The sequence below is a fragment of the Acidovorax sp. 100 genome (assembly GCF_003688355.1).
Lineage (GTDB): Bacteria > Pseudomonadota > Gammaproteobacteria > Burkholderiales > Burkholderiaceae_C > Acidovorax > Acidovorax delafieldii.
The window spans coordinates 2,258,936-2,278,186 of the sequence record NZ_REFD01000001.1 but is presented as its reverse complement, the minus strand read 5'-3'; the positions used below and the strand labels follow the sequence as shown (position 1 = coordinate 2,278,186).

Annotated in this window: 19 protein-coding genes; 9 read left to right on the top strand and 10 right to left on the bottom strand. The window is 65.8% G+C overall.

Annotation, left to right across the window (positions count from 1 at the left end):
• Window positions 1-6: 6 nt before the first annotated feature.
• Together C8C96_RS10565 and C8C96_RS10560 are read right to left on the bottom strand one after the other, a co-directional pair.
• Window positions 7-510: an ArsI/CadI family heavy metal resistance metalloenzyme gene (locus tag C8C96_RS10565; RefSeq protein WP_121942282.1), complete on the bottom strand. Its 504-nt coding sequence runs from the start codon at window positions 508-510 to the stop codon at window positions 7-9.
• Window positions 511-542: 32 nt separating this feature from the next.
• Window positions 543-869, bottom strand: a complete 327-nt coding sequence (locus C8C96_RS10560; RefSeq protein WP_056748191.1) for a helix-turn-helix transcriptional regulator — start codon at window positions 867-869, stop codon at window positions 543-545.
• A gap of 180 nt (window positions 870-1,049) precedes the next feature.
• Between C8C96_RS10560 and C8C96_RS10555 the strand changes: the two genes are divergently transcribed.
• From C8C96_RS10555 to C8C96_RS10530, 6 genes are read left to right on the top strand one after another with little or no spacing between them, the layout of a single operon-like run.
• Entirely contained in the window at window positions 1,050-2,756 is a 1,707-nt protein-coding gene (locus tag C8C96_RS10555; RefSeq protein ID WP_121942281.1) for an EAL domain-containing protein, read from the top strand.
• Between the two features lie 5 nt (window positions 2,757-2,761).
• Window positions 2,762-3,886: a saccharopine dehydrogenase NADP-binding domain-containing protein gene (locus C8C96_RS10550; protein WP_121943966.1), complete on the top strand. Its 1,125-nt coding sequence runs from the start codon at window positions 2,762-2,764 to the stop codon at window positions 3,884-3,886.
• A gap of 4 nt (window positions 3,887-3,890) precedes the next feature.
• Window positions 3,891-4,415: an SRPBCC family protein gene (locus C8C96_RS10545; protein WP_121942280.1), complete on the top strand. Its 525-nt coding sequence runs from the start codon at window positions 3,891-3,893 to the stop codon at window positions 4,413-4,415.
• Entirely contained in the window at window positions 4,412-4,810 is a 399-nt protein-coding gene (locus C8C96_RS10540) for a DoxX-like family protein (RefSeq protein WP_121942279.1), read from the top strand. Before C8C96_RS10545 ends, C8C96_RS10540 begins: the two co-directional genes overlap by 4 nt.
• Window positions 4,807-5,301: a DUF2269 domain-containing protein gene (locus tag C8C96_RS10535; RefSeq protein ID WP_121942278.1), complete on the top strand. Its 495-nt coding sequence runs from the start codon at window positions 4,807-4,809 to the stop codon at window positions 5,299-5,301. The genes C8C96_RS10540 and C8C96_RS10535 overlap by 4 nt, the downstream gene beginning before the upstream one ends.
• Window positions 5,302-5,316: 15 nt before the next feature.
• Window positions 5,317-7,014 (top strand): AarF/ABC1/UbiB kinase family protein, encoded by a 1,698-nt coding sequence (locus tag C8C96_RS10530; RefSeq protein WP_121942277.1) that lies wholly within the window; start codon window positions 5,317-5,319, stop codon window positions 7,012-7,014.
• 100 nt (window positions 7,015-7,114) lie between these two features.
• On the opposite strand, the gene C8C96_RS10525 is transcribed toward C8C96_RS10530, so the two are convergent.
• Genes C8C96_RS10525 through C8C96_RS10510 form a run of 4 tightly spaced genes read right to left on the bottom strand, consistent with a single transcriptional unit; the run spans window position 7,115 to window position 10,253 of the window.
• Window positions 7,115-7,948, bottom strand: a complete 834-nt coding sequence (locus C8C96_RS10525; RefSeq protein WP_121942276.1) for a molybdate ABC transporter substrate-binding protein — start codon at window positions 7,946-7,948, stop codon at window positions 7,115-7,117.
• Between the two features lie 9 nt (window positions 7,949-7,957).
• On the bottom strand, window positions 7,958-8,794 hold the full coding sequence (locus C8C96_RS10520) for an extracellular solute-binding protein (protein WP_121942275.1): 837 nt from the start codon (window positions 8,792-8,794) through the stop codon (window positions 7,958-7,960).
• The gene (locus C8C96_RS10515) at window positions 8,791-9,519 is read right to left on the bottom strand and encodes a phosphate ABC transporter ATP-binding protein (RefSeq protein ID WP_056066886.1); all 729 of its coding nucleotides are present in this window, start codon (window positions 9,517-9,519) and stop codon (window positions 8,791-8,793) included. Before C8C96_RS10515 ends, C8C96_RS10520 begins: the two co-directional genes overlap by 4 nt.
• Window positions 9,516-10,253, bottom strand: coding sequence for an ABC transporter permease (locus tag C8C96_RS10510; protein WP_099730913.1), 738 nt, complete (start codon window positions 10,251-10,253; stop codon window positions 9,516-9,518). Before C8C96_RS10510 ends, C8C96_RS10515 begins: the two co-directional genes overlap by 4 nt.
• A gap of 63 nt (window positions 10,254-10,316) precedes the next feature.
• On the opposite strand from C8C96_RS10510, the gene C8C96_RS10505 reads away from it, so the two are divergent.
• The 3 genes from C8C96_RS10505 to C8C96_RS10495 all read left to right on the top strand — a co-directional run bounded on the left by C8C96_RS10505 (window position 10,317) and on the right by C8C96_RS10495 (window position 14,062).
• Window positions 10,317-11,444, top strand: coding sequence for a substrate-binding domain-containing protein (locus C8C96_RS10505; protein WP_056066877.1), 1,128 nt, complete (start codon window positions 10,317-10,319; stop codon window positions 11,442-11,444).
• A gap of 182 nt (window positions 11,445-11,626) precedes the next feature.
• Complete coding sequence (locus tag C8C96_RS10500; RefSeq protein WP_056748212.1) at window positions 11,627-12,247, top strand: TRAP transporter small permease subunit; 621 nt, start codon at window positions 11,627-11,629, stop codon at window positions 12,245-12,247.
• Window positions 12,248-12,274: 27 nt separating this feature from the next.
• Entirely contained in the window at window positions 12,275-14,062 is a 1,788-nt protein-coding gene (locus C8C96_RS10495; RefSeq protein ID WP_099730915.1) for a TRAP transporter large permease subunit, read from the top strand.
• Window positions 14,063-14,598: 536 nt separating this feature from the next.
• Here C8C96_RS10495 and C8C96_RS10490 read toward each other — a convergent pair.
• From C8C96_RS10490 to xseB, 4 genes are all read right to left on the bottom strand, one after another.
• On the bottom strand, window positions 14,599-15,681 hold the full coding sequence (locus C8C96_RS10490) for a TRAP transporter substrate-binding protein (RefSeq protein WP_015015263.1): 1,083 nt from the start codon (window positions 15,679-15,681) through the stop codon (window positions 14,599-14,601).
• Between the two features lie 244 nt (window positions 15,682-15,925).
• Window positions 15,926-17,821 carry a 1-deoxy-D-xylulose-5-phosphate synthase gene (dxs, locus tag C8C96_RS10485; protein ID WP_121942274.1) on the bottom strand — a complete coding sequence of 632 codons (1,896 nt, stop codon included), beginning with the start codon at window positions 17,819-17,821 and terminating at the stop codon, window positions 15,926-15,928.
• 91 nt (window positions 17,822-17,912) lie between these two features.
• Window positions 17,913-18,887 carry a polyprenyl synthetase family protein gene (locus C8C96_RS10480; RefSeq protein WP_121942273.1) on the bottom strand — a complete coding sequence of 325 codons (975 nt, stop codon included), beginning with the start codon at window positions 18,885-18,887 and terminating at the stop codon, window positions 17,913-17,915.
• Window positions 18,884-19,126 (bottom strand): exodeoxyribonuclease VII small subunit, encoded by a 243-nt coding sequence (xseB, locus tag C8C96_RS10475; RefSeq protein WP_056066864.1) that lies wholly within the window; start codon window positions 19,124-19,126, stop codon window positions 18,884-18,886. The genes C8C96_RS10480 and xseB overlap by 4 nt, the downstream gene beginning before the upstream one ends.
• Window positions 19,127-19,251 lie beyond the last annotated feature (125 nt).

Sequence of the window (19,251 nt, the reverse complement as noted above, 5' to 3'; positions counted from 1 at the left end):
GCGCTCTCAGCAGCAGCTGGTTTTGGCGGTTGTGGCCGTGGCCGGGCCGCAGCACGCCGCCCGAGGGGCCGCAGGTGCAGGGGCTGCCACCGCCGCTGGCGCGCAGCAGGCGCCCGCTGATGAAGACGGTGTGACTTCGTTGAAAACGGGGATGTCGCCCAGGGTGTGAAAGTGCTCCCATGCAATGCCCTGCGGGTCGGTCACCCAGTGCTTTTCGCTGCGGGCGTAGCAGCAGGTGGTGTTGCCCTCGTCGAGCAAGGCCATGTCGGCGGCCTCGGCGCGCGCCTTCAGTTCGGCCAGCTCCTGAGCGTCGTCGGTCTGCATGCCAAAGTGGTCCAGGCCTGGCTTGGCGCCGCGCGTGGAGATGGCGAAATTGACGCGCGGGTCCTCCAGCATCCACTTGGCATAGTCCGCCTCCACCCGCGCGGGGGCGGCGGCAAACAGCTTGGAATAGAAGGCGATGCTCTGTGCCAGATCATCGACATGCACATGGGCGTGGAAGCGTTTCATGGGGTTCTCCTTGGGGCAACGGTGAGGAACGGTCAGCAATGGCAGGAAGCAACCGCGCCGTCAGGGGTACAGGCCTGGCCTTCGCAGCAGTTTTCGGTGAGGTAGGCCAGCAGCGCATTCATGGTGTCGAACGCGGCGCGGTAGATGAGGTTGCGGCCCTGTCGCTCCTGGCTGATGAGCCCGGCATGCGACAGCTCCTTGAGGTGAAAAGACAGGGTGTTGGGCGCCACCTCCAGCTGGGCGGCCAAGTCGCTGGGGGTCAACCCTGCAGGGCCCGCCACCACCAGCGCACGGAAGACCCGCAGGCGGACCTCCTGGGCCAAGGCTGCGAGGGCACGGACAACATCGGTTTCTTGCATGAATCGATAATACAACGATTGTTGAATTATTGTAAATGGCATCAAAAAAATCACTGGAAACCCACGCCCTTCCCAGATGGCAGCCAATCGCCCGGGAGCACGCACCCGCCACAGGCTGTTACGCGTTGGCCCCGCCCCACGGTCGTATGATGACCCGCATACAAAAAAGGGCGGGAGCACGTGGACGATTTGGTTTCAATCTGGCAGGGCGCCATGCAGGTGTTTGTGGTGGGGTTTCCGCCACTGCTGCAGAGCCTGCTGTTCTGGGTTTTTGCGGCACTCGTCGTGCACGTGTGCCAGCAGTTGGTGGAGCACACCGCGTATTCCGTGGACCCGTCCAGCCGCCGCATCAGTGCATCGCACGCAGCCCTGTGCATTGGCTCCATCGTGTGGGCGCTGGATGTGGTGGGCCTGTTCCTGTACAACGAGCTGTCGCACCATGTGCTGGAGCTGGTGCCCGCGCTCAGCGGCCTGGTCATCATGGTGGTGAGTGCGCGGCTCACCATCCCCACCCTCAGCACCGGCGCCAGCAAACGCCGCATTGCGCTGGCCAGCTTGTGGCTGGCGATGGGCACGCTGGCAGGGCACTTCACCATCACCAGCAGCCACGTGCAGAGTTTCGGGCAGATCAACCTGCTGGCCACTGCACTGTCGCTGGGCATTGCCACCGGCATTTCGTGCTACTGCGCCATCCGCCATCGCGCCGCCAAGCTCAGCGTGCTCACCCCCCGCTACCGGGCCCAGAACTGGGCGGACAAGCTGCTGTGCGGCGGCGCGATCCTGGTGCTGCACTGGCTGTTGGTCAACACCTTTGCCATGCACCTGGGCGACCTCGAGGGTGCGTCCGATGGCGCCGCGCTGCTCTTCGTGATGCTGGTGTTTGCGATGGCAGTGGCCATGGAGCATCTGAGCAACCTGCGCTCGGACGCGGGACGCCAGCAGTTGCTGCGGCGGGGGTTGTCGATGATGCGTACGTCGGCATTGGCCCACAACGCCCACAGCGATATTCAGCAGTCGCTGATTGCCGACCACCTGGACCGTCTGCTGCATCCCGACAACCTGGCCCTGCATTTCCAGCCCATCATCCACACCCAGCGCAGCGGGGTACAGCTGGAGGCGCTGCTGCGCGTGACCGACACCACCCTGGGCCGCATCAACCCCGAAACCTTCTTGCTGGTGTGCGAGCTGCAGGGCAAGACGGCGGAGGTGGACCGCACGATTGTGTGCAACGCACTCGATCATCTGTGCCACTGGCGAGCGCAGGGGATGGACGCACTGTCCATCAGCGTCAATGTGGCGCCGGTCACGCTGATGCACGAAAGCTTCGCGCCTTGGCTGGGCCTGCAGCTGGCCCAGCGCGCCCTGCCCCCGCGCACCCTGAAGCTCGAAATGACCGAGCATGCCGTGATTGCGCTGGGCCCCCAGATGGTGGCGGCCATCAGCGCGCTGAGCGCCCTGGGTGTGGCCGTTTTGATGGACGACTTTGGCGCCGGGTATTCATCGCTGGGCATGCTGGCCGAGCTGCCGATTGCGGGCATCAAATGCGACCGCCTGTTCGTACGCCAGCTGCCACACGACCGCCGCCGCCAGAAGCTGCTGCGGCACATCAGCTCGCTGGCGCGGGACCTGGGCCTGTCGGTGGTGGTTGAAGGCGTGGAGACGCCCGAAGAGCTGCGGGCCCTCGCCGCCGCCGGGCTGCACCACATCCAGGGCTACCTGTTCAGCCGCCCCATTGCAGCGCCTGACGTGCCCAATTGGCACCGAACGCAACTGCAGTCGCAGCGTGCCGCATTGCAAGTACTGCTGCACACGCCGGGCAGTGGCCGGGACAGCGATACCTCTTTTGTGCCCACGCAGCCCAGCATGCATTGGGCATCAGGCGCATGACCCCCATGGCTGCATTCAAAACCCTGGTCCTGGGCGGCTACGGCAACTTTGGGGCACGCATCTGCCGCGCCCTGGTGAGCGACGAGGCCACACGCCACCACATGGCCCTGCTGGTGGCGGGCCGGGACGCCTCGCAAGCGAAGGCCCTGGCCGCCACGCTGGGCCACGGTGCACAGGGCGTGGCGCTGGACCACCAGGCGCCGGGCATGGCCGCCACCTTGCACGAGTGGGGTGTGGGTCTGGTGATCCACACGGCGGGCCCTTTTCAGGCGCAAGCCTACAACGTGGCCCAAGCGGCGGCCGAGGCGAGGGCGCACTACATCGACCTGGCCGACGGCCGCCGGTTTGTGTGCGACTTTCCGGCCGCCATGCAGGCTGCATTCGCTGCCGCCGGGCGCACGGCCATCGCTGGCGCCAGCACGGTGCCCGCGCTGTCCTCGGCCGTCATCGAGCACCTGTGCGCGGACTGGCGACACATCCACAGCATCGACATCTGCATTGCCCCGGCGCAACGGGCGCCCCGGGGCCAGGCCACGCTGGCGGCCGTGCTGAGTTACTGCGGCCTACCCATCGAAGTTTGGGACGGTGGCCGGTGGCAGCCGTACCGGGGCTGGGCGCGGCCCAGCCCCGTCCAGTTCCAGCGGCTGCGCCCTCGCCTCGGGGCGGTCTGCGACATCCCGGACCTGGAGATCTTTCCCGCCCATTACCAGGTCCGCGACCGTGTCACCTTTCGCGCGGCCCTGGAGGTCGGCCTGGCGCAAAGAGCCTTCGCCACCCTGGCAACGTTGCGCCGTTGGGGCGTGCTGCCCCACCCCGAAAAGCTGGCCTGGCTGATGCACCACGCGGGCGGCGCGCTGGACTTTCTGGGCACGCCGCTGGGCGGCATGGTGGTGCGTGTGGCGGGCGCGGATGCGCAAGGCCAGCCCCGGCGCCGCGCATGGCACGTTGCGGCCGACCACGACCATGGCCCCGAGATCCCCTGCATGGCCGCCATCCTGCTGGCCCGCCAGCTCGCAGCCGGGCAACCGCTGCCCAGCGGGGCGCACACCAGCACCAGCCTGCTGCTCCTGGAGGCCTTTGCCCCCGAGTTTGCGAAGTGGGGCATGGTGACCGATGTGGTGGAGGAATGACGCCATGGCCCACCGGAAATTGACCTTCCCCATGCCAGCGCGTGCCGACATTGTTTTTGATGCCTTCCACTACCACGAGTGGCGGTGCCAGTGGGATTCGCTGGTGCGCCGTACCAGCGTGGAAAGCGGTGCGCCCTGCCCCAGTGTGGGCGCCACCACCGAGAACCTGGGCGCCGGCGCGTTGCGGGCGCTGTCCATGCGCACACAGTTCGTCAGCTATGACCGCCCCGTGCTCGCAGCTGCGGCCATGGTTGGCCGTTCGTTCCCTTTCTCCCAGTGGGCCGCCTCCATGCGCCACCAGGAGCAAGGCCCCCACCAGTCCCTGCTGATCTACACCTATACCTTTCAAGTGGGCCCCGCAGCCTTGCGGGCGGTCATGGAGCCTGTGGTGGACTGGGTCTTTGTCCGCAAGACGCGCCAGCGGTTCCAGCGCCTGGCGCAGTTCCTGGCGGTCCGTGCTGCCGACATTGCAGCCTGGCAACAGGCGCAGGGCCCTGCGCCCTCTGCAGCGCAGAAGGCCAGCCCATGAACCACGCGTCAGCCCGCCTGCTGCGCGCCAGCCTCGTGGTCGTCTGGCTTGCCACCGCCGTGGTCAGCGTGTGGGAACTGCACGGCCAAAGCCGCGAGCTGCTGGCGGGCCTGCCCACCGCGTGGACCGAGGGCAACACATCGTGGCTACCCACCGCCATCATCCTGGCCGGGGCGGCTGCCGATGCGGTGCTGGGGCTGTGGCTGGCGCTCCGCCCCGGCCGCAAGGCATATGGTGCGGCCCTGATGGTGATGCTGGCCATGACAGTGCTGGCCACAGCCATACATCCTGCATGGTGGCTGCACCCCTTCGGGCCGCTGACCAAAAACCTACCGATTGCCGCCATCCTGTGGGTGCTGCTGCAAGACGAGGCCACTTCATTGCAAAACCCATGAGCCTGTACCTCACCCTCAAATGGCTGCACATCATCTCCAGCGTGCTGCTGGTGGGCACCGGCCTGGGCTCGGCGTTCTACATGTTCTTTACCAACCGCAGCGGCAATGTGCAGGCGCAGGCGGTGGTCACGCGCCTGGTGGTGCGGGCGGACTGGTGGTTCACCACGCCCACGGTGTTCCTCCAGCCCGCCACGGGGCTCGCCATGGCTGCGATGGCAGGCCTGCCCTGGAGCACGCCGTGGCTCGCGGTGTCTATGGCGCTGTACCTGGTGGCCGGTGCCTGCTGGCTGCCCGTGGTGTGGCTGCAGTTGCGCATGCGCGACATGGCGATAAAGGCGGCAAAGGCGGCGCAGTCCGCACAAGGCGACGGCGTGCTGCCGCCCTTGTACTGGCGCTACGCCCGGTGGTGGGAGGCGCTGGGCTACCCGGCCTTTGTGGCCATGGCCGTGGTGTTCTACCTGATGGTGAACAAACCCGCCCTGAACTTCTGAACCTATCATCGCCCCATGCTGATCGAGACGCTGGACACCGCCCGCGACCTGGGGCGCCTGAAGGAAATCCTGGGCGTGATGGTGCGCCACGGGTTTGGCGACACCGTGCGCCGCCTGGGCCTGGCCGACCGGCTGGAGCGCGCGGGCCAGGCGCTGAACTGGACCCACGCCGCCGACCTGGCCCGCGTGGAGCCCCCCGTGCAGGTGCGGCTGGCACTCGAAGAGCTGGGCCCCGCGTTCGTCAAGTTTGGCCAGATCCTTGCGGGCCGGGCTGACCTGTTTGGCCCGGAGTGGATTGCAGAATTCGAGAAGCTGCACAGCCAGGTGCCCGCCGTGCCCATCGATGCCCTGCGCCCGCAACTGCGCGAAGACCTGGGCGCCGATCCCGAAGCCGTCTTTGCCTGGTTTGACACGACACCGCTGGCCGCCGCATCGATTGCGCAAGTGCACCGCGCGCGCCTGCAGGACGGCAGCGAAGTCATCGTCAAAATCCGCCGCCCCGGCATTGCGGACACCATCCAGGCCGACCTGCGCCTGCTGCAGCGCCTGGCCGCGCTGGCCGAGGCAGAGCTGCACGCGCTCAAGCCCTACCGGCCCCAGCAACTGGTGCGCGAGTTCGCGCGCTCGTTGCGCCGCGAGCTGGACCTGGCCGCCGAATGCCGCCAGGCCGAACGCATTGCCACCAACATGGCCGCACTGCCCTACATCGTGATCCCGCGCGTGCACTGGGCCTACACGCGCGAGCGCATCAACGTGCAGGACTTCATCGACGGCACACCCGGGGGTGCGCTGGCCGCGCTGACCCCCGAGGCAGGCTTTGACCGCACGGTGCTGGCGCAGCGCGGCGCGCAGGCGGTGCTGCAGATGATCGTCAAGGACGGCGTTTTCCACGCCGACCCGCACCCGGGCAACGTGTTCTACCTGCCGGGCAACCGCATTGCCTTCATCGACTTTGGCATGGTGGGCCGCCTGTCGCAGCGCCGGCGTGACGAGCTGCTGCAGCTACTGCTGGGCTTGGTGGAGCACCAGCCCCAGGCCGTGGCCGATGTGCTGCTGGACTGGACGGGCGACGCGCAGGGCCTGAACCTGGGCCAGCTCGAAACCGAGATCGAAGCCTTTGTGGACCAGTACCACGGCGTGCCCCTGGCGCAGCTGAGCCTGGGACAGATGCTGGCAGATGTGACGGCCATCCTGCGTGAACACCACCTGGGCCTGCCGTCCGATCTGGCGCTGCTGATCAAGGCCTTTATCTCGCTCGAAGGCATGGGCCGCAACCTCGATCCGGACTTCCACATGGCGACCGAAGCCTTGCCGCTGCTCAAGCAGGTGGTGCGCGCACGCTACGAGCCCAAGGTGCTGGCCGGGCGGGCCTGGAGCACCTTGCGGCGCGCACTGGCCACGGTGGAGCAGTTGCCGGACGACATCGGGCGGCTGCTGCGCAATGCGCGGCGCGGGCACCTGCAGGTGGGCATCGAGCTGGCCCACCTCAAGCGTGTGGGCGACCAGATCGACCGGTCGGCCAACCGGCTGGCGATGGCGCTGGTGATTGCCGCGCTCATCATTGGCTCGTCCATCGTGATGACCGTGAAAGGCGGGCCCACGCTGTTCGGCCTGCCAGCGTTTGGGTTCCTCGGTTTCTTTGGTGCGGTGGTGTGTGGCCTGTGGCTGGTGCGGGCCATCTGGCGCAGCAGCCACCACCGCGATGATGACTGAACGCTGCATACCACTGGTTTAAAAAGCACACGCCGCGCTACCCCACCAGGCAGACAGACGCGGCGTGTGCACACACTCGCAACCAGACGGCCGCCCGCGTTCAGGGCAGCCCAAACCCCAACCGTTGCAATACCGCCTGAGCAGGCGGTTGGCGCAGCGCACTGGCAAATGCCTGGGCCGCAGCGGGCGCATCTGAACGCACAGTCAGGCCGTAGGCGGCGCCTACTTGCAGCGCGACTGGCAGCTGCACCACGCGCAGGCGCGGCACCTCGGCCTGGGCGGCCACTGCGTTGGTGCAGTAGGTCAAAAACACATCGGCCTGGCGCTGGTCCATCACCCAGGCATAGGTGCCCCGGCCCGCAGGCGGCTTGGGCGAATCCGCACCGCCGGTGAGTTTCAGGGCCTTGGCGTCCAGCTGGGCATACGCACCCGGCTGAACCTTGTCGGCCTGGCGGAACAGCGCCCACGCGTAGTCGCCCGACGGGTCGGCCTTGGGTGTGGAGGTGCCCACGCGCACGTCACTGCGCAGCAAGGTGGCCAGCAAGGTGTCGGGGGTGGCGCTGATCTGTTCGCTGGTCAGCGCACACAGCGCGTTGCGCGTGAACACCACGGGCGCCTGCCAGCCGCCCCGGGCCGCCAGGTGCTGTGGGTGGTCGGTGTCGGCCGAGGCAAAGACCTGTGCGGGCTCGCCCTTCTCGATGCGCTCGCGCAGCAGGCCCGAGGCGCCAAAGGTCAGCGCCACCTTCTGGCCGGTGCGGGCCTCTTGGTCGCGCGCGATCTCGGTGAACGCTTCGCGCAGGCTGCCAGCGGCATACACCTGCACGGGGGCAGCGTCAGCCATGGGCGCCTGGGCGGGCGCGGCCACACAACCGGCCACGGCCCAGGCCAGCCCGGCAGCGGCAGCGGCTACCGCCGCGGGTGAACGGGTTGCCATGGAGACCGCTCACTGCGCTGCGTTCGGGAAGAACAGCTGCTCGCCACCGATCTTGTAGCCCGCAATGGCCTGCTGGCCAGTGGGCGACACCACCCAGTCCACAAACTTCTGCGCGTCTTGTGTCTTCACATGCGGGTGCTTGGCGGGGTTCACCACCATCACGCCGTATTGGTTGAAGAGCTTGGTGTCGCCCTCGACCAGAACGGCCAGGTCCGCGCGGTTCTTGAAGTTGAGCCAGGTGCCACGGTCGGCCAGCACATAGGCGCCGCTTGACGCCGCGATGTTGAGCGCGGGCCCCATGCCGCAGCCGCATTCCTTGTAGCCGCTGCCTTTTGATGTATTTGCAGCCTCTGCACCGGCCAGCTTCCAGTAGCGCAGCTCGGCCGCGTAGGTGCCGCTCTTGTCGCCGCGCGAGATGAAGTTGCCATTGGCGGCAGAGAGCTTCTGCAGCGCTTGCACGATGTCCTTGCCTTTGGTGCCCACCGGGTCGTTCTTGGGGCCGATGAGGATGAAGTCGTTGTACATCACGGGGTAGCGCTTCACGCCCCAACCATCGGCCACAAACTTTTCTTCGGCCACCTGGTCGTGCACGAACAGCACGTCCGCGTCGCCCCGGCGTGCCATATCGAGCGCCTGCCCCGTGCCCAGCGCCACCACTTTGATGTCCAGGCCGCTGGCCTTCTTGAACTCTGGCAGCAGGTAGCCAAACAGGCCCGACTGCTCGGTGGAGGTGGTGGATGCCATGGTGATGCTCTGCGCAAACGCTGAACCCGACGCTACCAAAACAATAGCTGCCAGCGCTTTGGAAACTAGCGCTCCCGCGCGAAAAGGCTTGAAATCCGTCATACCAGCTCTCCTTTGACAAACAATCGGGCGGCCTCCGGCAAGGGGCCATTGAAAAAGTCATGCACCGGCAAGTCCGCCACCAGACGGCCGTGCTCCATGTAGATCACGCGGCTGGCCAGGCGCTTGACCTGGCCCAGGTTGTGGCTGCTGAACACCATGGTCACGGGGTGCGCCGGGCCGGCCGCGCCATGGCTGGCCGCAAAGTCGGCCATCAGGGCCTCGACCTCGCGCTTGGCATGGGGGTCGAGGCTGGCGGTGGGCTCATCGAGCAGCAGCACATCGGGCCGCAGGGCCCAGGCACGGGCCAGCGCCACACGCTGCTGCTGGCCGCCCGACAGGGTGCGCGCGTTCTGCGCTGCAATGCCCTGCAGGCCCACCCGCTGCAAGGCCGTCAGGGCCAGCGGACGCGCATCGCGCCAGCGGGTGCCGCGCAGCCACAGGGCCAGGGCCACGTTGTTCTGGGCACTGGTGCGCAGCATGTGCGGGCGCTGGAACAGCATGGCCTGGCGCAGCGACGCATCGCATTGCAGGCCGCCCCCATGCGTGTCGGCCAGGCCATGCAGCACGCGCAGCAAAGTGCTCTTGCCACTGCCGTTGGCGCCCACCAGCGCCACGCGCTCGCCGGGTGCGATGCGCAGCGTGACCTGGTCCAGCGCCTGCACGCGGCCGTAGCGCACGGTCACCTGCCGCAGGTCCACCCAGGGGGTTGGCAAAGGCCCGCTCATGCAGCCACTCCCACCGGCGTGCTGGAGGCCGAGCCATCCACCCGCTCGCGCCAGCGCCTCAGCAACGCAATCAGCACATTGAGCGCCAGCACCACGGCCAGCAGGATCATGCCCAGCGCCAGTGCCAGCGGCAGGTCGCCCTTGCTGGTCTCCAGCGCGATGGCGGTGGTCATCACGCGCGTGAAGCCGTCGATGTTGCCACCCACGATCATCACGGCGCCGACCTCGGAGATCGCGCGGCCAAACGATGCCAGCAGCACGGTGAGCAGCGCATACCGCTCGTCCCATGCCAGCAGCAGGCTGCGCAGCAGCGGGCCGGCGCCCATGGAGCGCAGCTGCTCGCCATGCGCGCGCTCGGCGTCTTCCACCGTCTGGCGCGTGAGCGCGGTGACCACCGGCAGCACCAAAATGGCCTGCGCCAGCACCATGGCCTTGAAGCTGAACAGCCAGCCCAGCGACCCCAGCGGCCCGCTGCGCGAGAGCACCAGGTACACCACCAGCCCCACCACCACCGAAGGCACGGCCAGTAAGGTGTTGAGCACCGCCAGCACGGCGCCACGGCCAGTGAAGCGGGCCACGCCCAGCCAGGCGCCCAGCACCAGGCCCACCCCGCAGGCCATCAGACAGGCGGTGGCGCTGACAGACAAGGAACGGCCCACGATGGTCCAGAGGACAGGGTCGGACGAGAGGGTGAGTTCAAGCGCTGTGCTCGCGCTTTCGGTGAGGGTGGACATGGGCCAGGGGATCGGTTTGGGCTATCGTAGGCACCCATCCAATATCCAGCGATATGAACTCCCGTGCATAGGGTCCAACTTCACTACACACTCAGCCGCGACGCGGGCACTGCGCTCATCCGCAATCCGTTGCCCGAGCTGTTGCAGGCGGTGGCCGAGCGTGGCTCCATCTCGGGCGCTGCGCGCGCGCTGGACCTGTCCTACCGCCATGTCTGGGGCGCCCTCAAACGCTGGGAAGACCAGCTGGGCGGCGAATTGATCATCTGGGGCAAGGGCCAGTCGGCGCAACTCAGCGAGTTCGGCAGCAAGCTGCTGTGGGCCGAACGCCAGGCCCAGGCCCGTCTGGCGCCCCAGATTGCCGCGCTACACGCCGACCTGGAGCGCGCGTTTGCCGTCGCCTTCGACCCCAACGCCCATGTGCTCACCCTCTACGCCAGCCATGACGATGCATTGGCGGCGCTGCGTGCACATGCCGCAACGCAAACCGATGCAGGCGCGCTGCACCTCGACATCCGGTTCACCGGCAGCGTGGACGCCATCCGTGCGCTGAACGAGGGGCGTTGCACCCTGGCGGGCTTTCACACCGTGGCTGACGCAGCCGCACAGTCGCTCACCGCGCGCACCTACCAGCCACTGCTACAGCCCGGGCTGCACAAGATCATTGGATTCGCACAGCGCACCCAAGGGCTCATCGTGGCCCCCGGCAATCCGCTGGGTCTGCGCAGCCTGGCCGATGTGGCCCGCACCGGCGCCCGCTTCATCAACCGGCCGCTGGGCTCGGGCACGCGGGTGCTGCTGGACGACCTGCTGGCCCAGGCCAGCATGGACCCAGGGAGCATCGTGGGCTACGCGCTCAACGAACCCTCCCACACCGCCATCGCCCAGGCCGTGGCTGCAGGGGCTGCCGATGTGGGCATGGGCATCGAGCTAGCGGCCCGCGCGCGCGGGCTGGACTTTGTCCCCCTGGTGCACGAGCGCTACCACCTGGCATGCCTGAAAGCCAGCCTGGACCAGCCCGCCACGCTGGCACTGCGCACCCTCTTGCAAACACCTGAATGGCTGGCACACATGACCACACTGCCGGGTTACACCGCCTGGCACTGCGGCGAGGTGCAGGCCATGAGCACGGTGTTGCCGTGGTGGCAATTTGCGCGGAAAAAGCGTGCTTCCACGCCTAGGAAGAAACCCTAATTGCTGCAGTTTTGATAGCTGAAGAATGAGCAGCTGCTGCGGGATAACACCGTCACGCTGCTGTCAGACTCCGCCTACAGTGCTCCGTAGAATCGCGCCGTCGTCAAAGTGTGCCCTGCCTCAGCGCCTACCCGCGCGGGGCCCGGGCATCTCGCACACACAGCCTTTTTATTGGAGACACCATGCAGGCTCTATTGAAGTTATCAAGAGGGATCGACTGGATTAACACCCAGGTCGGCAAGTACGTGGTCTGGCTGATCCTGGCCTCCACGGTCATCAGCGGCGTGAACGCCGTGGTGCGCAAGGCGTTCAACATCAGCTCCAACGCATTCCTGGAAGTGCAGTGGTACCTGTTTGCTGCATCGTTCCTGCTGGCAGCTGGCTACACGCTGCTGCAGGGCGAGCACGTGAAGGTCGATGTGATCTCGAGCCGCTTTTCCAAGCGCACGCAGATCTGGATCGATGTGTTCGGCTACATCGTCTTTCTCACCCCCATGTGCCTGGCCGTGCTCTGGTATGGGGTTCCGTTCTTCACGCGCGCACTGGCATCGGGCGAAATGTCCAACAACGCAGGTGGCCTGATCCGCTGGCCCGTGTACCTGATGATGCCCCTGGGCTTCACGCTGCTGTGGCTGCAAGGCATTTCTGAACTCATCAAGCGCCTGGGCTTCCTGCAAGGCCTGATCGAAGATCCGACGGTCAAGAAGGTCGAAAAGACGGCCGAGGAAGAACTGGCTGAATCCATCCGCAACCTGGCCGAAGCCGCCAAGGGCAACGGCAAGAACAAGGCCGAGGCTCACTGAGCGGCCCTACCAAGCGGAGCACACACCATGGAATTTTTGACCCATAACCTCGCCCCCATCATGTTCGCGGGGCTCATCTGCTTCTTGCTGGTGGGCTTCCCGGTCGCATTCAGTCTGGGCGCCTGTGGACTTTTCTTCGCCTTTATCGGCATTGAATTGAACGTACTTCCCGAAGCGCTGCTGCAAGCCGTGCCGCTGCGCATCTTCGGCATCATGCAGAACGACACCCTGCTGGCCATTCCGTTCTTCACGCTCATGGGGCTCATATTGGAGCGAAGCGGGATGGCGGAAGACCTGCTGGACACCATTGGCCAGCTGTTTGGCCCCATCCGGGGTGGCCTGGCACTGGCCGTGATCTTTGTGGGCGCGCTGCTGGCAGCCACCACGGGCGTGGTGGCTGCGTCGGTGATCTCGATGGGCCTGATCTCGCTGCCCATCATGCTTCGCTATGGCTATGACCGCCGACTGGCTGCGGGCGTGATTGCCGCGTCCGGAACCCTGGCACAGATCATTCCGCCGTCGCTGGTGCTGATCATCATTGCCGACCAGATGGGCCGCAGCGTGGGCGACATGTACAAGGGCGCCTTCCTGCCCGGCCTGATGCTCACCGGCTTCTATGCGCTGTACGTCATACTGCTGGCAATCTTCAAGCCCCAATGGGTGCCTGCGATCCCGCCCGAAGCCCGTACGCTGCGCGACGACAACGGCAAGAGCGGTGTGACCTCCCTGCTGGTGCTGACCGGCATCTGCGTGGCAGCCTCGATGTATGTGGCCAAGAACATGGCCGCCCTGCACACCTGGTGGTCGGGCGAGGCGGTGGAACGCGTGGCGCTGGACGAAACCATCGTGGTGGCCATGTGCTTTGGCGTGGCCCTGGCCTTCGTGGTCGCCAGCGTCAACAAGATCACCCGCCTGGGCCTGCTGTCCAAGGCTGCGGAACGCGTGACGTTCGTGCTGATTCCCCCGCTGCTGCTGATCTTCCTGGTGCTGGGCACCATCTTCCTGGGTGTTGCAACCCCCACCGAAGGCGGCGCCATGGGCGCGCTGGGCGCAGGCATCATGGCCATCATCCGTGGTCGCCTGAGCCTTTCGCTGCTCAAGCAGGCCGTAACTACCACCACCAAGCTGTCGTGTTTTGTGGTGTTCATCCTGGTGGGCGCGACCATGTTCGGCCTGACCTTCCAGGGCGTGGACGGCCCGCTGTGGGTGGAACACCTGCTGACCGGCCTGCCTGGTGGACAGCTGGGATTCCTGATCGTCGTGAACATCATGGTGTTCTTCCTGGCGTTCTTCCTGGACTTCTTTGAGCTGTCCTTCATCGTGGTGCCCCTGCTGGCCCCGGTGGCCAACAAGCTGGGCATCGACCTGATCTGGTTTGGCGTGCTGCTGGCCGTGAACATGCAGACCTCGTTCATGCACCCACCGTTCGGCTTCGCGCTGTTCTACCTGCGCAGCGTGGCCCCGGCGAAGGAATACCTCGACAAGGTCACCAAGAAGATGATTGCGCCGGTGACCACGCCGCAGATCTACTGGGGTGCCATCCCATTCCTGATCATCCAGTTGATGATGGTGGGCCTGATCATCGCCTTCCCAGGCATCGTCTCCAGCGGCCTGGACAAGGCCGAGGTGTATGACCTGGACAAGGTCCGTATGGAAATGGAAGCCACCATGCCCGACGCGGCCGGAGCCCCCGAGGCAACCGACCCCACGGCTGGCATGGAAGGCGCTGGAGCTGCCCCTGGCGATACTGCGGCCCCCGCTGCAGACGACCCACTCAAGGCCCTGCAGGATTCGCTGGCCAACGAGAAGAAGTGATCCGAACCGCACAGGGCTGTTGACCAGCCCCTGAAGCAACCAGAGCCCCGGCAGATGTCATCTGCCGGGGCTTTTTTCATGGGCCTATGGCGTGCAGAGCGTGCTCAAAGACAGGACCGTCAACGAACGGCTCGACGTTGCCGTCCCCAAAACCTAAGGACCTACAGCAAAACGACCGCCACGCGTTGAGACGTTGGCTTCTTCGCACCACTTAACCCGCTGGCAAGCGTCTGCCTGTGGCGCTAAACGGACTTCGCACACCACGGGAAGCGATGGCCTCAACCACCCCTGGTATCCCATCAGAAACGTTTGCGCCGAGGGATCACGCAGACCTGCCGATCACAGCAACAAGGGCGACACCTTGAACGCCAGCCGACCGAACATCGCCGGGCATCCCGGCGGCATCATCTGCCCCGCAGTACGGCGGGACCGAGCACCCCACCCCATACCACCCACCAGACGCAAAAAAACCCGCCAGGCGAACCAGGCGGGTTTTCTGATCGACACGCCCTGCGACTTGCGCCGCAGCCGGGCTATCAGATCTTCTGTGCAGACATGAAGGTGTCGTAGCGAGCTTCGGCAAAGCGGAACCAGAGAATCTGGTCGCGCTGGAAGGCACGCATGTCGGCGTAGATCTTCTTCCACTCGGGGCTCTTGGCGTCGTTCTCGGCGAACACTTCCATCGAAGCCTTGAACGAAGCGTCCATCACAGCTTGCGAGAAAGGCAGCACCTTGGTCTTGGCAGCCACGAGCTGCTTCAGGGCCGTGGGGTTCAGCGCGTCGTACTTGGCCAGCATGTCCACGTGGGCCACGTTGGTTGCGGCTTCGATGATGGCCTTGTTCTCAGCCGACAGGCCGTCGAACGCCTTCTGGTTGACGAAGAAGTCCACTTCAGGACCGCCTTCCCACCAGCCGGGGTAGTAGTAGAACGGAGCGACCTTGTTGAAGCCCAGCTTCTGGTCATCGTACGGCCCCACCCACTCGGCGGCATCCAGCGTGCCCTTTTCGAGGGCTTGGTAAATTTCGCCGCCAGGGATGCTCTGGGGCACAGCACCCAGCTTCTGCATCACTTCACCGATCAGGCCGCCGCCCAGGCGCATCTTCATGCCCTTGAAGTCGGCAGGCGACTTGATTTCCTTGCGGAACCAGCCACCCATCTGCGTGCCGGTGTTGCCACCTGCAAAGCTGATCATGTTGAAGCCGCCGTAGAACTCGTTCATGAGCTTGCGGCCATTGCCGTGCAACATCCAGGCGTTCATCTGGCGGGCATTGAAGCCGAAAGGCACTGCCGAGCCCAGCGCGAATGCGGGGTTCTTGCCGTAGAAGTAGTAAGGCACGGTGTGTGCCATTTCCACGGTGCCTTGTTGCACGCCGTCCACAACACCAAAGGGAGGCATCAGCTCGCCACCAGCGTGCACGGAGATTTCAAACTTGCCGCCCGACATGGCCTTGACGGCCTTGGAGAACACATCAGCGCCGCCATAGATGGTGTCCAGCGACTTGGGGAAGCTGGAGGCCAGACGCCAGCGAATGGCAGCCTGGGCGTGGACGGCGGGCGCAGCGCCTGCAGCCAGCACACCGGCAATGCCAGCATGCTTGATGATTGAACGACGATCCATGAGGTTCTCTCCGATATATTGATTGCAAAACTTGGTGCGCACGCGTTGTGCACGGCCGACCAAGGACATGTTTCAGCCGGGACCATTGTAGGAACATGCCCCCCAGGACTTTTGCGGGTTTTCCCGCGAAATTCCGGCGCCAACACACACCTTCAGGGTTCTGCAAGCATCTGCGCGACAGCAGTGCGAAAGCCCTCACGGCACCCACGGCCAGCGCGGCGCGCTGCCCGCAGCCCGCCTCCGTTCAGCCCGCGTTGCCAGGCAAAAACCGGGCGTTAATCGATGCGCGAATGCCCGCCGCATCCAGCCCCTGCAACGCCAGCAACTTGGCCGGGTCGCCATGCTCGATGAAGACATCGGGCAACCCCAGCTGCAACACGGGGCGCACGATGCCCATGGCGTTGAGTGCCTCGGTCACTGCGCTGCCCGCCCCACCCATGATGGCGCCCTCTTCGACCGTCACGAGGGCGTCGTGCCGCTCGGCCACCTCGCGCAGCAAGGCCTCATCGATGGGCTTGGCCCAGCGCATGTTGACCACGGTGGCATCGATCGCCTCGCCCACTTCGAGCGCGGGATACAGCAAGGTGCCAAACGCCAGGATGGCAATGCGGGGCGCCTTGCCGTCAGCATCACCCTTGCGCTCGCGGCGGATCTCGCCTTTGCCGAACGGCAGGCCATCGAGCGCAGCCAGCGGCGCCACACCTGCGCCGCTACCACGCGGGTAACGCACGGCCACGGGGTGGTCCTGTTCAAACGCACTGCTGAGCAACTGGCGGCATTCGCGCTCGTCGGCGGGGCAGGCCATGCTCATGTTCGGAATGCAGCGCACGAACGGGATGTCATAGGCGCCTGCATGCGTGGCACCGTCGGCGCCCACCAGGCCCGCACGGTCCAATGCAAACACCACGGGCAGGTTCTGCAAGGCCACGTCGTGGATCAACTGGTCGTAGCCCCGCTGCAAGAAGGTGGAGTAGATGGCCACGACCGGCTTCACACCTTCGCAGGCCATGCCAGCCGCGAATGTAACGGCATGCTGCTCGGCAATGCCCACGTCGTAGTAGCGGTCCGGAAAGCGCTTTTCGAACTCGACCATCCCCGAGCCCTCGCGCATGGCGGGCGTGATGCCCACCAGGCGCGCGTCCTGCGCCGCCATGTCACACAGCCACTGGCCAAACACCTGGGTGAAGGTCTGCTTGGGCGGCGTGGCAGGCTTGGTCAGGCCCACGGAGGGATCGAACTTTCCGGGGCCGTGGTAGGCCACGGGGTCGGCCTCGGCCAGCTTGTAGCCCTGCCCTTTCTTGGTGACCACGTGGAGGAACTGCGGGCCCTTGAGGCTCTTGATGTTCTCCAGGGTGGGGATCAGCGAATCGAGGTCGTGCCCGTCGATGGGGCCGATGTAGTTGAAGCCGAATTTCTCGAACAGCGTGGCGGGCACCACCATGCCCTTGGCCTGTTGCTCGAAGCGCTTGGCAAATTCGAGCAGGGGCGGCACTGGGCGCAAAACGGTCTTGCCCACGTTCTTGGCGGCGGCGTAGAACTGCCCGCTCATCAGTTGCGCGAGATAGCGGTTGAGCGCGCCCACGGGTGGGCTGATGCTCATGTCGTTGTCGTTCAGCACCACCAGCAGGTTGCAGTCGGCCACACCCGCGTTGTTGAGCGCCTCGAACGCCATGCCGGCACTCATCGCGCCATCTCCAATGATGGCCACGGCATGGCGGCTGTCGCCCTTGCGCTTGGCAGCCAGCGCCATGCCCAAGGCTGCCGAGATGCTGGTGCTGGAATGCGCTGTGCCAAACGTGTCGTAAATGCTCTCCGCCCGTTGCGGAAAGCCCGAGATACCGCCCATCTGGCGCAGCGTGTGCATGCGGTCGCGGCGGCCGGTCAGGATCTTGTGCGGGTAGGTCTGGTGGCCCACATCCCACACCAGGCGGTCTTCCGGGGTGTTGAAGACATGGTGCAAAGCCACGGTCAGCTCTACCGTGCCCAGGTTGGAGCTGAGGTGGCCACCGGTCTGCGACACGCTCTGCAGCACGAACTCGCGCAACTCGGTCGCCAGCACCTTGAGGTCCGCGCGCGAGAGCCGGCGCAGGTCTGCCGGGTCATTGATGGTCTGCAGCAAGGGGAAGGGTGTCGTGGACATTGACTATTCTTTTGATAGCTACGAGCGCAAGAGATTCAAGCACCAGCAGGCATTTGGACATTGAGAGAGTCGCCGGGGACCAGGGCCGGGCTCAGTGGGAGCGGCGCACGACCATGTCCGCCAGGGCTGCCAGGGCACGGGTGTCGGGCAAGCCACTGCGTCCCAGGGCCGCATGGGCCTCGGCCAGCAACTCCTGCGCGTAGGCCTGCGCACGCTCCAGACCGAGCAACGATACGTAGGTGGGTTTGTCTGCGGCCGCGTCCTTGCCCGCCGTTTTCCCCAGGGTGGCCGAGTCCGCCACCACATCCAGGATGTCGTCCACCACCTGGAACGCCAGCCCCATGGCAGCGCCATAGTCTGACAGGGCCTGGTAGGCGGTGGGCGCCGCGTGGCCACACAGGGCCCCCATGAGCACGCTGCCCTGGAGCAAGGCGCCTGTCTTGAGACGGTGCATCTGGCGCAGTTGCGCTTCGGTCAGCGCCACGCCCACGCTGGCCAGGTCAATCGCCTGACCGCCCGCCATGCCGGCCGAGCCCGCAGCCCGCGCGAGCAGCCGGCACAGGGCCGCCTGCATGGCAGCGGGGATCAGGGTGTTGTCGGGGGTCAGCAGTTCAAACGCGAATGCCTGCAGTGCGTCGCCCGCCAGCAGGGCCTGGGCTTCACCAAACTGCACATGCACGGTGGGTTTGCCACGGCGCAGCACGTCGTTGTCCATGCAGGGCATGTCGTCGTGGACCAGTGAATACGCGTGGATCAGCTCCACCGCGCACGCGGCACGCAGGGCAGCTTCGTTCAGAGCTGCCTGAACCGCCGCGCCCTCGGGTGCCACGGAGTCCGAGGTGCCGCTGCGCGCCGCCTCGTAGGCAGCCAACACCAGCAAGGGCCGCAGGCGCTTTCCGCCGTCCAGGACGGCGTAACGCATGGCGTCGCCCAGCCCTGCCGGAGCGCCGTCGCCCACCCACAAGGACAGCGCCTGCTCCACACGGGCGAGGTGATTCTGGCTCCAGAGATTCGTATCCAGGGGCGGGTTCGACGCCGTCGAGGAAGTCATCGGCAATGCGCTCATTCCTGGTTCCATGGTTGCAGCTGGCCGTCGTCCAGCACCTTGATCTGGTCCTGCACGGCATCGAGCCGGTGGCGGCAAAAAGCCAGCAAGGCGGCGCCGCGCTGGTAGCCAGCCAGCATCTGGTCCAGCGGCAACTGGCCCGATTCAATGCGGGCCACGAGTTGCTCCAGCTCCTCCAGGGCCGCCTCGTAGCTGGCAGGTTCGGCGGGAGGAGCAGGGGTTGCGGGGGCCTTGGGCATGGAGGGGGCGGCAGTGCGCGGGTGAAAAACCGGTGATTTTAGGCGCAGCGCTGTGGCGCCCGTGTCAGACAGTGACCGATCCGTGGGAGGTCTCTATTTTTCGGGAACCGGTGTTTTCTATTCAC

What these genes read in the sequence shown, in the direction of transcription:
- C8C96_RS10565 (WP_121942282.1), bottom strand. Translation starts at nt 510, where the DNA reads ATGAAACGCTTCCACGCCCATGTGCATGTCGATGATCTGGCACAGAGC.
- C8C96_RS10560 (WP_056748191.1), bottom strand. Translation starts at nt 869, where the DNA reads ATGCAAGAAACCGATGTTGTCCGTGCCCTCGCAGCCTTGGCCCAGGAG.
- C8C96_RS10550 (WP_121943966.1), top strand. Translation starts at nt 2,762, where the DNA reads ATGGCTGCATTCAAAACCCTGGTCCTGGGCGGCTACGGCAACTTTGGG.
- C8C96_RS10545 (WP_121942280.1), top strand. Translation starts at nt 3,891, where the DNA reads ATGGCCCACCGGAAATTGACCTTCCCCATGCCAGCGCGTGCCGACATT.
- C8C96_RS10540 (WP_121942279.1), top strand. Translation starts at nt 4,412, where the DNA reads ATGAACCACGCGTCAGCCCGCCTGCTGCGCGCCAGCCTCGTGGTCGTC.
- C8C96_RS10535 (WP_121942278.1), top strand. Translation starts at nt 4,807, where the DNA reads ATGAGCCTGTACCTCACCCTCAAATGGCTGCACATCATCTCCAGCGTG.
- C8C96_RS10530 (WP_121942277.1), top strand. Translation starts at nt 5,317, where the DNA reads ATGCTGATCGAGACGCTGGACACCGCCCGCGACCTGGGGCGCCTGAAG.
- C8C96_RS10525 (WP_121942276.1), bottom strand. Translation starts at nt 7,948, where the DNA reads ATGGCAACCCGTTCACCCGCGGCGGTAGCCGCTGCCGCTGCCGGGCTG.
- C8C96_RS10520 (WP_121942275.1), bottom strand. Translation starts at nt 8,794, where the DNA reads ATGACGGATTTCAAGCCTTTTCGCGCGGGAGCGCTAGTTTCCAAAGCG.
- C8C96_RS10515 (WP_056066886.1), bottom strand. Translation starts at nt 9,519, where the DNA reads ATGAGCGGGCCTTTGCCAACCCCCTGGGTGGACCTGCGGCAGGTGACC.
- C8C96_RS10510 (WP_099730913.1), bottom strand. Translation starts at nt 10,253, where the DNA reads ATGTCCACCCTCACCGAAAGCGCGAGCACAGCGCTTGAACTCACCCTC.
- C8C96_RS10500 (WP_056748212.1), top strand. Translation starts at nt 11,627, where the DNA reads ATGCAGGCTCTATTGAAGTTATCAAGAGGGATCGACTGGATTAACACC.
- C8C96_RS10495 (WP_099730915.1), top strand. Translation starts at nt 12,275, where the DNA reads ATGGAATTTTTGACCCATAACCTCGCCCCCATCATGTTCGCGGGGCTC.
- C8C96_RS10490 (WP_015015263.1), bottom strand. Translation starts at nt 15,681, where the DNA reads ATGGATCGTCGTTCAATCATCAAGCATGCTGGCATTGCCGGTGTGCTG.
- dxs (WP_121942274.1), bottom strand. Translation starts at nt 17,821, where the DNA reads ATGTCCACGACACCCTTCCCCTTGCTGCAGACCATCAATGACCCGGCA.
- C8C96_RS10480 (WP_121942273.1), bottom strand. Translation starts at nt 18,887, where the DNA reads ATGAGCGCATTGCCGATGACTTCCTCGACGGCGTCGAACCCGCCCCTG.
- xseB (WP_056066864.1), bottom strand. Translation starts at nt 19,126, where the DNA reads ATGCCCAAGGCCCCCGCAACCCCTGCTCCTCCCGCCGAACCTGCCAGC.